This is a genomic window from Mesorhizobium sp. M0522 (genome assembly GCF_040321085.1).
Classification (GTDB): Bacteria; Pseudomonadota; Alphaproteobacteria; order Rhizobiales; family Rhizobiaceae; genus Mesorhizobium.
The window spans coordinates 472,827-485,164 of the sequence record NZ_JAMYQW010000001.1 but is presented as its reverse complement, the minus strand read 5'-3'; the positions used below and the strand labels follow the sequence as shown (position 1 = coordinate 485,164).

Here is a 12,338-nt window from a genome sequence, read left to right as displayed (position 1 = left end):
GATTCGGGGGCCGCGGCCGGCATGCTGCGCGTCCAGTGAAGCAAGGGGACGCGCCGACATTTTGGATTTTGCGCCTCCGGAGAAGGTTTACTTCGGGGATGCACGCCGGGGGGTGCGGGCTTGGCTGATATCGGCAAGGACATAGAACGACCTCTCGGACAGGCGATCCGGCTGCCGCGCTCAGGCAGCGGGATCAGCGCCGGTGCGGTCGCGGCCGCGCTTGTCGTGCTGTCCGTGGTCGGCGTCTCCAGCGCCATCGCCTTGCGAGACAAGCCGTTCCGGAAGCTGCAAGAAGTAGCCGTTTCGACGCCGAAGACGCCGGCGGCGGATACCGCCGCCGCGCCCGCCAAGGCGACGCCCGAAATGGCTGCGCCAAGCAACGCAAGTGGGGCCAACGTAAGCGGGCCGAAGATGGGCGGTCCGCAGATCATCCATGTCCAGACCGAGGGGGGCGACGGTCCACCCGAGGCCATAGTCATCCGCGACCCTTCGACGATCGGCCAGAACCTCAGGATCGCGCACATTCCCGACAAGGCGCTGGTCGAGGCCAGCGAAACCGGTCCGTTGCCGATCCGCGCCGCCGACGGCAGGCGCCCGTTCGATGTCTATGCGCGGCCGTGGTCCGGGGCTCGCGGTGCACGCGTCGCGCTCGTCATCGGCGGGCTTGCCGTGTCGCAGACCGGCACGCAGGCAGCCATCGCCAAGCTGCCGGCGGAGGTGACGCTGGCTTTCGCGCCGCAAGGCAACAGTATCGGCCGCTGGATGCAGGTGGCGCGGCAGAGCGGCCATGAGGTCATCATGCAGGTACCGCTTGAGCCGTTCGACTATCCGAACGTCAATCCCGGCCGTAACACGCTGACCGTGGCTGCAACGCCGGACGAGAATTTGAAGAATTTACGCTGGGCGCTGTCGCGAACGACCAACTACACCGGCGTCATGAACTATATGGGCGCCCGCTTTTCGGCCGACGCGACGGCGATGGGGCCGTTGATGGCCGAGCTTGGCAAGCGTGGTCTGGCCTATGTCGACGACGGTTCGTCGGCGCGCAGCCTGGCACCCGAACTGGCGCTGAAGGACGGCGTGCCGTTCGTCGGCGGCGATACGGCGATCGATGCGGTGCAGGACCGCGGCGCCATATTGAAGAAACTGGATGGGCTGGAAGCGACGGCACGGGCGAAAGGGTTTGCCGTCGGCATCGGCTCGGCTTTCGACCTGACGGTGGATACCGTGTCTTCCTGGGTGACCGAGGCCAAGAAGCGTGGCATCGAGATCGTGCCGGTTTCGGCGGTGGCCATAGATCCGGAAAAAGGCCGAGATGGCAAAGAACAAGCTCGTTGACCCCGAGACGCTGCCCTACCGGCCCTGCGTAGGAGTGATGGTCCTCAATGAGGCCGGCCTGGTCTGGGTCGGCCGTCGCATTGCCGAGCCGGACAGCGAATTCGCTGGAACGACGCAGCTCTGGCAGATGCCGCAGGGCGGCATCGATGATGGCGAGGAGCCGCTGCCCGCGGCGGCGCGTGAACTTTACGAAGAGACCGGCATGCGCTCGGTGTCGCTGCTGGCCGAGGCGCCGCACTGGATCAAATACGACCTGCCGGCGCATCTGGTCGGCGTCGCCTTCAAGGGACGATATCGCGGCCAGACGCAGAAATGGTTTGCCTTCCGTTTCCACGGCGACGAAAGCGAGATCGCGATCAATCCGCCGCCGGGTGGCCACAAGGCCGAGTTCGACCGGTGGGCGTGGCGGCCGATGCTGGAATTGCCGGGCCTGATCGTGCCGTTCAAGCGCAAGGTCTACGAAGACGTGGTGGCGGCGTTCCGGCACCTGGTGGCGTAGCCGCCGGCCTTCCGTTAAAACAGGTCGGCATGAACGACATCTCCAGCAAATCTCTTCCGCCGACCGTCACCCTGGGCGAACCGATCAGCGAAGCCGCGGCAGGGGCGATCCTGACCATCGATCTCGGCGCCGTCCGTGAGAACTACCGGCGGCTGAAGGCGCGGCTGGGCGGCGTCGGCTGTGCTGGAGTGGTCAAGGCCGACGGCTATGGGATTGGCGCGGCGCCGGTGGCGGCGGCGCTGATGGGTGAGGGCTGTAATACCTTCTTTGTTGCGCATTTGGCCGGCGGCATCTTGCTGCGCAAGGCGCTCGGCTCAGACCCGGCCATTTATGTGCTGAACGGCATTCCGCCGGGTGCGGAAACGGAAGCGGTTGCGGCAGGGCTTTGCACCGTACTCAACAGCGCCAGCCAACTCGCGGCATGGCGCGAGATGGCCGGGCGGGTGGACCGTAAGTTGCCGGCCGCCCTCCAGGTCGACAGCGGCATGTCGCGGCTCGGCATGACGCCATCCGAGGTGAAGGCAGTCGCGCAGGATCCGCAGGCTTTCGACGGTGTCGAACTGACGTTCGTGATGAGCCATCTCGCCTGCGCCGATGAACCCGAGCAGCCGGCCAACGAGCGGCAGCGGCTGGAATTCGAACGGCTGCGCCGGATGCTGCCGGAAGCGCCGGCTTCCTTTGCCAATTCATCAGGCATTTTTCTCGGGCAGCGCTATCACTACGACCTCGTTCGTCCGGGTGCCGCTCTCTATGGCGTCAATCCGACGCCGGCGAAGGACAATCCGATGCTGCCGGTGGTGCGATTGCAAGCCAAGGTCATCCAGACGCGGATATTGGAGGCCGGCGCCGGTGTCGGCTACGGTCACACTTTCCACACCAAGGCTCCGCTTGCCGCGGCGACGATTTCGCTCGGCTATGGCGATGGCTGGCATCGACGCGCCGCTTCCTCCGCCTGGCTCGAAAATGTGCGGCTGCCCTTCGTCGGCCGGGTTTCGATGGATTCGATCATCCTCGACATTTCCGCATTGCCGCCCGGCAGGCTGAAGGCCGGCGACCTCGTCGAACTCATTGGACCGTCGTCGCAGACGGTGGACCAGGTAGCCGGCCAAGCCGGCACCATCGGCTATGAGGTCTTGACCAGCCTCGGCCACCGTTTCCACCGGCGCTATGTGAATGGCTAGGACGCAAGGTTGTTGTCCTCACGCATGTCTTTTCCCTAAGCATCGGCACTTGGCTGACGCCACAGAATCCGGCAGACATGAGGCGGCGATGATCCCGGTCTCGAATCCCGACGAGATGCCGCCGCGGAGAACCAACGATGAAGATCTTCGTGCTGGGCGGCGGCGTGATCGGGGTCACCACCGCCTATTTTCTTGCCGAGGCCGGTCATCAGGTGACGGTGATCGATCGCCAGAAAGGCCCGGCGCTGGAAACCAGCTTTGCCAATGCCGGCGAGATCTCGCCCGGCTATGCCTCGCCCTGGGCCGGGCCCGGCGTTCCGCTGAAGGCCATCAAATGGCTTTTGATGAAGCACGGTCCACTGGTGGTGCGACCGGCCCTCGATCCGCATATGTGGATGTGGCTGGTCAAGATGCTGCGCAATTGCACGGCTGAACGCTACGCGCTGAACAAGGCGCGCATGGTGCCGCTGGCCGAGTACAGCCGCGACACGCTGAAGGCGCTGCGCGAGGCGACCGGCATCGCCTATGACGAGCGCGCCAAGGGCACGCTGCAGCTCTTCCGAACGCAAAAGCAGATCGACGGCGTCGGCGGCGATGTCGAGGTGCTGAAGGCCTATGGCGTCCCCTACGAGGTCCTCGACCCCGACGGCTGCATTGCGGCCGAGCCTGGGCTGGCCGGCGTGCGCGAAAAATTCGTCGGTGGCCTGCGGTTGCCCGGCGACGAAACCGGCGACTGCAAGATGTTCACCGACAGGCTTGCCAAGCTTTGCGCGGTACGCGGCGTCACCTTCGAATACGACACGGAGATACGGCGCGTCGTCAAGAAGCGCGATCGCATCACCAACGTCAGCACCAGCAAGGGCTGGATGGTCGCTGATGCCTATGTGATGGCGATGGGCAGCTATTCGGCACGGTTCATGCGCATGCTGAAGCGGCCCATCCCGGTCTACCCGGTCAAGGGCTATTCGATCACCCTGCCGATCAAGGACGCCGCCGCCGCACCGGTCTCGACCGTGATGGACGAGAGCTACAAAGTAGCGATCACCCGGCTCGGCGACCGTATCCGGGTCGGCGGCACGGCGGAGATTTCCGGCTTCGACCTGCGGCTGCACGAATCGCGGCGGCGCACGCTCGAACATTCGGTCGGCGACCTGTTTCCGGGCAGCGGCGACATGCGATCGGCGACCTTCTGGTGCGGGCTGCGGCCGATGACACCCGACGGGCCGCCGCTGATCGGCCGCACCGATTTCTCCAATCTCTATCTCAACACCGGCCATGGCACACTCGGCTGGACCATGGCCTGCGGCTCGGCCAAAGTTCTGGCCGACATCATCTCCAGCCGGGTGCCGGACATCGACGTCGGCGATCTCGGGCCCGGACGATACGCCAAGTAAGACGCCCACCAGCTAAGACAGCCAGCGGCCGGCAGGCTCACGCAAACAAACCCCTGTCCCGTTCGACGGCCTTGGTAATGAAGCTCGCGACGACCTGGACGCGGCGCAGCGGCCTGACCGATTCATGATAGACCAGCCAGTAGGCGCGGCGTATGGGTGCGACGATATCGAGAGGCACCAGCTCCGGCATCGAGCGGGCAACGAAGGTGTGCAGGACGCCGATGCCGGCGCCGGAACGCACTGCTTCGGCCTGGCCGAGCGCGGAGGAAATAGCGAAGCTGGTGCGCCAGTCGGGGCTGAATTCGGCCGCGTAGTCGAGCGAGCGACTGACGATCAGGTCCGGCACGTAGCCGATCAGCGTATGCTGGCCTAGCTCGGCGGCGGTTCCGGGCAGGCCATGGGTGTCGGCGTAGGCCCGCGACGCGAACAGGCCGAGCGTGTAGTCGACCAGCTTTCCCGCCACCAGGCGGCCTTCCGTCGGCCGTTCGACGGTGATGGCAATGTCGGCCTCGCGCCGGGACAAAGAGAAGGAGCGTGGCACCGGCACCAGCTGGATGGTGAGCTCACGGTGCAGAGCGGTCAGCGCGCCGAGGCGCCTGGCCAGGAAGGCGACGCCAAAGCCATCCGGCGCGCCGATGCGCACGGTGCCCGAGACGTCGTCGCCTTCGCCTGAAACGGTCGAGCGCGCGGCGATCATGTCGCCCTCCATGCGTTCGGCAATCTCGAGGAAACGCTCGCCCGCCGGCGTCAGCTCGCTGCCGGTGGTAAGCCGGCGAAACAGTTTTGTCCTGAGCGCATCCTCGAGGGCGGCAATGCGGCGCGAGACGGTCGCGTGATTAAGCTCCAGCCGCCTGGCGGCGCCGAGGATCTGGCCGGCCCGCGCTACGGCAAGGAAGATACGGGCATCATCCCAGTTCATGAGGGTGGTCCTGGCGATAACGATCAAAACCGCGTTCCTTCGCGCCCCCCTCTGTCCTGCCGGACATCTCCCCCTCAAGGGGGGAGATTGGCAGTTTCGCCGCAGGCGTCTTTCTTGCCGCGGTGAAGATTTCCGAAGGCGGGCGTGACAGCCAATCTCCCCCCTTGAGGGGGAGATGTCCGGCAGGACAGAGGGGGGCGGTGAAGGAACTCAATCTCAATCCTTGCTGCTGGGGACCTGCATTCTTCCTATTTGCGAGAATTGATGCTCTGCCGTCAACCGCTATCTATTCTCCGCACAACGGTTGCGTTTTCGCTCGCGTTGCCATCGCTCCCGCAAAGGCGGACAATGCCTCATCACGAACCAGGGAGAGAGACCATGATCGAATACGGTCATTTCATCGGCGGCAAGCGCGTCGCCGGAACCAGCGGCCGCAAGCAGGACGTCATGCAGCCGATGGACGGCACGGTGCGCGGCACGGTGGCGCTGGCTTCGCAGGCGGAATTGCGCGCGGCGGTCGAAAACGCCAAGGCCGCACAGCCCGGCTGGGCGGCGACCAATCCGCAGCGACGCGTACGCGTCCTGATGCGGTTCCTCGAGCTGGTCGCCAAGGAGTATGACGCGCTGGCCGAGATATTGGCGCGCGAACACGGCAAGACCATCGCCGACGCCAAGGGCGACATCCAGCGCGGCCTCGAAGTGGTCGAGGTCTGCATCGGTGCGCCGCATATGATGAAGGGCGAGTTCACCGATGGCGCCGGCCCCGGCATCGACGTCTATTCGATGCGCCAGCCGCTCGGCGTGGTCGCCGGCATCACGCCGTTCAATTTTCCGGCGATGATCCCGTTGTGGAAGATCGCGCCGGCCATCGCCTGCGGCAATGCCTACATCCTCAAGCCGTCGGAGCGCGATCCGGGCGTGCCGATGCGGATTGCCGAACTGTTCATCGAGGCCGGTCTGCCGGCGGGCATCCTCAATGTCGTCAACGGCGACAAGGAAGTGGTCGACGCCATCCTCGACGATCCCGACATCAAGGCCATCGGTTTCGTAGGCTCGACACCGATCGCCCAGTACATCTATTCGCGCGGCTGCGCGGCCGGCAAGCGCGTGCAGTGCTTCGGCGGCGCCAAGAATCACATGATCATCATGCCGGATGCCGACATGGACCAGACCGTCGACGCGCTGATCGGCGCCGGCTACGGCTCGGCCGGCGAGCGCTGCATGGCGATCTCGGTGGCCGTCCCGGTCGGCAACGACACCGCCAACCGGCTGATGGAAAGACTGGTGCCGCGCGTCGAGAGCCTGAAGGTCGGTCCGTCGACGGATTCTTCCGCCGATTTCGGCCCGCTGGTCACGGCGCAGGCGCTGGAGCGGGTCAAGTCCTATGTCGACACCGGCGTCAAGGAAGGCGCCAAGCTGGTCGTCGACGGCCGCGGCTTTTCCATGCAGGGCTACGAGAACGGCTACTATATGGGCGGCTGCCTGTTCGACAATGTGACCGCCGACATGCGCATCTACAAGGAAGAGATCTTCGGGCCGGTGCTCTCGGTCGTTCGCGCACCGACCTACGAGAACGCCATCAAGCTCGCCAACGAGCACGAGATGGGCAATGGCGTCGCCATCTTCACCCGCGACGGCGACGCGGCGCGCGACTTCGCCTCGCGGGTTCAGGTCGGCATGGTCGGCATCAACGTGCCGATCCCGGTGCCGATCGCCTACTACACCTTCGGCGGCTGGAAGGCGTCCTCCTTCGGCGACCTCAACCAGCACGGGCCGGACGCGTTCCGCTTCTACACCAAGACCAAGACGGTGACGTCGCGCTGGCCGTCCGGTGTGAAGGACGGTGCCGAGTTCGTCATCCCGACGATGAACTGATCCAGATCGCAAACACTGAACGAGGCCTGGGCTCGGACCCGGGCCTTTTCGTTTGAACGTTAATGTGATGGAACCAAGAAGGCAGCAATCTTCTTAGGTTGCAGTCCTGCCGCGAAGGAGACGCTGGCAGATCAACCAACGGCGCTGGTGACGGCTCCGGGGGAAATGTCCGGCGCAAAGGAGGTGTCAGATGACACGTCTCATGGCGACTATAGCTTGCGCTGCGATGGCCCTTTCCGCCGTCCCGGCAATGGCTGCCGAGCAATGCGCGGCTCGCGCCGATATGGTCAAGGCGCTCGGCGAGAAGTTTCATGAAAACCCGAGCGCGGTCGGCGTCGTCAATCCGAATGTGGTGCTTGAAGTCTTCGTTTCCGACAAGGGCACCTGGACCATCCTCGCCAGCGACACAAAAGGTCAAAGCTGCGTGATTTCAGTCGGCGAAGGCTGGGAAAGCGCGATGACGACAGCGGCGCTGCCAGGCATCTGAACGATTTATCACGGGTCTGCGCGCCTCGGCATGGCCGCGCGGCCTGTGGCCCATTCTTTCGGCGACAACCGTAAAACGGATCTGCAGGCGCCCGCTTGGGCGCCTGCTTGCGCTTTTCCATTGCCGATACCATATATCGAGAACATAATGGGAACATCTGGAATCGTTCCCACCAATGGCAGACCGGAACACAGAAAGGAACGACGCGATGATGATGACGTCGGAACCGGCCTGGATCGCTCCGGCAAAATGAGGCAATCAAACCCCTCCTTTGCCGGAACGTGATGGCAAAGGAGGTGCCCTATGGCACGCAAATCGCTGTTGAGATGGGTGAAAACCCTGGTTTTTGCTGGCGCATTGGCGGTGGGTACGAACACCGCAGGCGCGCAATATCAATACTGCGTTGAACATGGCGAGATCGTCGCCCATTTGAGCGAGAAGTTCCAGGAAAGGCAGTTTGCTTTGGGGCTGATCGGTCATGAGGCGGTCATGGAAGTCTTTGTCGCCGAGACCGGAACCTGGACCATCGTCGTCACCGATATCGCTGGCAGAAGCTGCATCGTCGCGGCCGGCGACAATTGGGAAAACGTGATGGCCCTGCCCGGCCAGGGCGCATGACGAAATGGCAGGCTCAGCGCGTAGCAGCCGCCTCGGCATGGCCGCGCAAAAGCGCCATCAGCCGCTTGGCGTCCTTGGCCGCGGCCTCTTCGTCGCCGGCGAGGATCGAACGGATCAGCGCGACATGATGCTCGGCCGATTCGGCCAATCCGGTATCGGCCTTGTAGCGGAACCAGAAGCGACGGCTGTGGGTTTGCAAGGGTGCCGCCAGGCGCGCGGCGAACGGGTTGTCGGCAGCCAGCGCCAGCGCCTCGTCGAGCGCCTTGTCGGCCTGGATGAAGTAGAACACATTTTCCGAAATCACTGCCTTTTGCATGACAAGGGCAGCGTCATGGAACAGGTCGGCGGCCTCGCGGGTAACGAAGCGGGCGGCCGAGCGGGCAAGCACCACCTCGACGCCACGGCGGGCGTCGAGGACACGCAGCCAGTCGCCGGGGTGGAGCGGCGCGATGGCGATGCCGGCGCGCGGCCGGACCTCGAGCAGCCCCTCCCAGGCCAGCCGCTGGATTGCTTCGCGAACCGGGGTGCGGCCGAGGCCGAGCCTGTCGATCAGCGCCCCCTCGGTGATGAAGCTCGCCGGCGCCAGTTCGAGAGTTACGATCATGTGCTCGAGCCTGCGGTAGGCCTTCGCGGTCGCCGGCTCGGAGCCCGGTCTGTCATATACCAATGCGACTTCTCCTGATATATTGTTGATATATCATATCAGATTCAATGTTGACAGCCGGCTTCTTAAGAAATATACGGCTGATATATCAGATGGAGTGATCGACATGTGGGCCGGAGTCTTCCCCGCCGTTACGACCAAATTCACCAAGGACGACGGCCTCGACCATGCCGAGATGGAGCGCTGCTTTGCGCTGCAGATGGAGGCCGGCTGTGACGGCATCATCGTCTGCGGGTCGCTCGGCGAAGGCCCGATGCTGTCGCACGACGAGAAGATCGCGGTGCTGAAGACCGCGCAGAAGATCGCCGGCAAGAAACCGGTGCTGTTGACGGTCAACGAGGCCGGTACACGCGAGGCGGCGGCGATCGCGCGCCGCGCTGCCAAGGCAGGCGCCAACGGTTTGATGGTGGTGCCGAGTCCGATCTACCATACCAATGCCGAAGAGACGGTCGCGGCACTCAGCGCCGCCGCCGCGGCCGGCGACCTGCCGGTGATGATCTACTCCAACCGGCTTGCCTACCGCGTCGACGTCACCGTCGACCAGATGGAGGAGTTGGCGAAGGACCAACGCTTCGTCGCCATAAAAGAGTCCTCCGACGACATCCGCCGCTCGACCGAGATCATCAACCGCCTCGGCGACCGCTACGATTTGTTCACCGGCGTAGACAATCTCGCCTTCGAGGCGCTGTCGGTCGGCGCCATCGGCTGGGTGGCGGGCCTGGTCACCGCGTTCCCGCGCGAGACCGTCGCCATCTACCAACTGATGAGACAGGGCCGCCGCGAGGAGGCGTTGAAGATCTACCGCTGGTTCCGGCCGCTGCTCGACCTCGACGTCTCGACCTATCTGGTGCAGAACATCAAGCTCGCCGAAGTGTTGGCGATCAACACCAACGACCGCGTGCGCATGCCGCGCCAGCCATTGTCGGGCGAGCGGCGCAAGGCAGTCGAAAAGATCGTCAGGGATGCGCTGGCGGTGCGGCCAGAGCTGCCGACATTCTGATCCAGTCGCTTTGAAGGCATTTGCAGATGTGCAGCGCGGCGCATGGCAATGAATGATAATGCTACGCTCGATGTCGCCATCATTGGTGGCGGCATCATCGGCATCTGCGCCGCCGCCTTTCTGGCAGAGGCGGGCCAAAATGTCACGATCTTCGATCGGACGGGGATCTGTGAGGAAACCAGCTCCGGCAATGCCGCTGCCTTTGCCTTCTCCGATGTGCTGCCGCTCGCCCACAAGGGCATGATCAAGCAGTTGCCGAAATGGCTCGCCGACCCGCTCGGCCCGCTCAGCATCCCACCCGCGTATCTGCCGAAGCTGCTGCCCTGGCTGGTCCGCTTCTGGCGCGCCGGCCGAAGCGACCGCTATGAAGCCGGCCTTGCCGCGCAGGCCGCGATGATGAAGCTCGCCGAGGCGGAATGGATGGGCTTGCTCGACCGTTCCGGCACACGGCCGATGCTGCATGAGGACGGCTCGCTCGAACTCTACGACAGCGAGGCCGAGTTCAAGGCCTCGCTGACCGGCTGGGCGGCAAGGCAGCGCTTCGGCATCGGCTTCAGCCATGTCGACGGGAGCGCTCTCACAGCCCTGCAGCCCGGTCTGTCGCCGCGCTTCGTCAAGGGAACGTTCGTGCCGGGGTGGAAAACCGTTGCCGATCCCAAACTGCTTGGAAAGGCCTTGTGGGCCTATGCCGAGAGGTTGGGCGCCGGGTTCGAAAGGGCCCGGATCGAGCGTGTCAAGGCGGGACAGGACGGCGCGATCTTGACCACGGCCGACGGCACGCGGCGACGGGCGAAGCACGTCGTCATCGCTGCCGGGGCCTGGTCGCATCTGCTGGCGAGACATCTCGGCGACGGAATCCCGCTGGAGACCGAGCGTGGCTACAACACGACGTTGCCGAAGACTGCCTTCGACGTAAAGCGGCAATTGATCTTCTCCGGGCATGGCTTCGTCATCACGCCGCTCGAGACGGGCCTGCGCGTCGGCGGCGCGGTCGAACTCGGCGGCCTTGAGAGGCCGCCCAATTATGCGCGCTCGAAAGCGCTGCTCGAAAAGGCGCAGAAATTCCTGCCGGGACTGGATCCGGCCAATGGACGCGAATGGATGGGGTTCCGGCCGTCGCTGCCGGATTCGCTGCCGGTGATCGGGCGGTCGCAACAAACGCCGTCGGTGGTGTATGGTTTCGGCCACGGTCACCTCGGCCTGACCCAGGCTGCGGCGACCGGGCGCTTGATCCGCGAGCTCGTTCTCGGGCAGAATCCATCGCTCGATCTCGGCCCGTTCAGCCCGCAACGGTTTTGAGTTCGAAGACATTCAGTTGGGAGCCGGCATGGCCAAGAATTCCTTCTTCTGCATAGACGGCCACACCTGCGGCAATCCGGTGCGGCTGGTCGCCGGCGGTGGGCCTTTGCTCAAGGGCTCAACGATGATGGAGCGGCGAGCGCATTTCCTGGCCGAATATGACTGGATCCGCACCGGGCTGATGTTCGAGCCGCGCGGCCATGACGTGATGTCCGGCTCGATCCTCTATCCGCCGACGCGTGAAGATTGCGACATCGCCATCCTGTTCATCGAAACCTCGGGCTGCTTGCCGATGTGCGGCCACGGCACCATCGGCACGGTAACTTTTGCCGTCGAGCATGGGCTGATCAAGCCGAAGACACCGGGCGTGCTCAGGCTGGATACGCCGGCGGGCGTGGTCGTAGCGGAGTACAGCCAAGTCGGCGACTATGTCGAGGAGGTGCGCATCACCAATGTGCCTTCCTTCCTCTATGCCGAGGCACTGACGGTCGAATGCCCCGGGCTCGGCGAGATCAGCGTCGATGTCGCCTATGGCGGCAATTTCTACGCCATCGTCGAACCGCAAAAGACCTATCGCGACATGGCCGACCATTCGGCCGGCGAACTGATCGCCTGGAGCCCGGTGGTGCGGCAGCGGCTCAACGAAAAATATACCTTCGTGCATCCGGAGAATCCCGGCATCAATACGCTGTCGCACATATTGTGGACCGGCGCGCCGACCAACCCGCAAGCCGATGCCCGCAACGCCGTCTTCTACGGCGACAAGGCAATCGACCGGTCGCCCTGCGGCACCGGCACCTCGGCGCGTATGGCGCAGCTTCACGCCAAGGGCAAGCTTGGGGTTGGCGACGACTTCGTCCACGAATCGATCATTGGTTCGCTGTTCAAGGGCAGGGTCGAGGAAGAGGTCACCGTCGCCGGCAAGCCGGCAATCATTCCCTCGATCGGCGGCTGGGCACGAATGACCGGATTGAACACGATCTTCATCGACGACCGCGACCCGTTCGCGCACGGCTTCGTCGTCAAATAGAAAAAACACTGACGCAAGGGAAAGAGAGAGCGCA

At 64.3% G+C, this 12,338-nt stretch carries 12 protein-coding genes; 10 read left to right on the top strand and 2 right to left on the bottom strand.

The window, feature by feature from the left end; genetic code table 11:
• Positions 1–120 precede the first annotated feature (120 nt).
• The 4 genes from NKI58_RS02495 (at position 121) to NKI58_RS02480 (ending at position 4,412) form a co-directional block, all read left to right on the top strand.
• Positions 121–1,338 (top strand): divergent polysaccharide deacetylase family protein, encoded by a 1,218-nt coding sequence (locus NKI58_RS02495; protein WP_352783049.1) that lies wholly within the window; start codon positions 121–123, stop codon positions 1,336–1,338.
• Entirely contained in the window at positions 1,316–1,837 is a 522-nt protein-coding gene (locus NKI58_RS02490; protein WP_352783052.1) for an RNA pyrophosphohydrolase, read from the top strand. The genes NKI58_RS02495 and NKI58_RS02490 overlap by 23 nt, the downstream gene beginning before the upstream one ends.
• Before the next feature lie 29 nt (positions 1,838–1,866).
• A complete protein-coding gene (gene alr / locus NKI58_RS02485; RefSeq protein ID WP_352783055.1) occupies positions 1,867–3,018 on the top strand; it encodes an alanine racemase in 1,152 nt (383 codons plus the stop codon).
• A 137-nt stretch (positions 3,019–3,155) separates the two neighbouring features.
• Positions 3,156–4,412 carry a D-amino acid dehydrogenase gene (locus NKI58_RS02480; RefSeq protein WP_352783058.1) on the top strand — a complete coding sequence of 419 codons (1,257 nt, stop codon included), beginning with the start codon at positions 3,156–3,158 and terminating at the stop codon, positions 4,410–4,412.
• Between the two features lie 37 nt (positions 4,413–4,449).
• Here the strand turns inward: NKI58_RS02480 and NKI58_RS02475 are convergent, their stop codons facing one another.
• The gene (locus NKI58_RS02475) at positions 4,450–5,331 is read right to left on the bottom strand and encodes a LysR family transcriptional regulator (protein ID WP_352853041.1); all 882 of its coding nucleotides are present in this window, start codon (positions 5,329–5,331) and stop codon (positions 4,450–4,452) included.
• Between the two features lie 378 nt (positions 5,332–5,709).
• On the opposite strand from NKI58_RS02475, the gene NKI58_RS02470 reads away from it, so the two are divergent.
• From NKI58_RS02470 to NKI58_RS02460, 3 genes are all read left to right on the top strand, one after another.
• Positions 5,710–7,206 carry a CoA-acylating methylmalonate-semialdehyde dehydrogenase gene (locus tag NKI58_RS02470; RefSeq protein WP_023678059.1) on the top strand — a complete coding sequence of 499 codons (1,497 nt, stop codon included), beginning with the start codon at positions 5,710–5,712 and terminating at the stop codon, positions 7,204–7,206.
• A 190-nt stretch (positions 7,207–7,396) separates the two neighbouring features.
• Positions 7,397–7,693 (top strand): hypothetical protein, encoded by a 297-nt coding sequence (locus NKI58_RS02465; RefSeq protein ID WP_023678058.1) that lies wholly within the window; start codon positions 7,397–7,399, stop codon positions 7,691–7,693.
• A 303-nt stretch (positions 7,694–7,996) separates the two neighbouring features.
• A complete protein-coding gene (locus NKI58_RS02460) occupies positions 7,997–8,311 on the top strand; it encodes a hypothetical protein (RefSeq protein WP_352569558.1) in 315 nt (104 codons plus the stop codon).
• A 13-nt stretch (positions 8,312–8,324) separates the two neighbouring features.
• Here NKI58_RS02460 and NKI58_RS02455 read toward each other — a convergent pair whose 3' ends face one another.
• Positions 8,325–8,915 (bottom strand): GntR family transcriptional regulator, encoded by a 591-nt coding sequence (locus NKI58_RS02455; protein WP_502896950.1) that lies wholly within the window; start codon positions 8,913–8,915, stop codon positions 8,325–8,327.
• A gap of 166 nt (positions 8,916–9,081) precedes the next feature.
• Between NKI58_RS02455 and NKI58_RS02450 the strand changes: the two genes are divergently transcribed.
• From NKI58_RS02450 to NKI58_RS02440, 3 genes are read left to right on the top strand one after another with little or no spacing between them, the layout of a single operon-like run.
• Complete coding sequence (locus NKI58_RS02450; protein WP_023678055.1) at positions 9,082–9,975, top strand: dihydrodipicolinate synthase family protein; 894 nt, start codon at positions 9,082–9,084, stop codon at positions 9,973–9,975.
• A 48-nt stretch (positions 9,976–10,023) separates the two neighbouring features.
• Positions 10,024–11,274, top strand: coding sequence for an NAD(P)/FAD-dependent oxidoreductase (locus tag NKI58_RS02445; protein WP_023678054.1), 1,251 nt, complete (start codon positions 10,024–10,026; stop codon positions 11,272–11,274).
• Between the two features lie 28 nt (positions 11,275–11,302).
• Positions 11,303–12,304 carry a 4-hydroxyproline epimerase gene (locus NKI58_RS02440; RefSeq protein ID WP_023678053.1) on the top strand — a complete coding sequence of 334 codons (1,002 nt, stop codon included), beginning with the start codon at positions 11,303–11,305 and terminating at the stop codon, positions 12,302–12,304.
• The last annotated feature ends 34 nt before the right edge of the window (positions 12,305–12,338 follow it).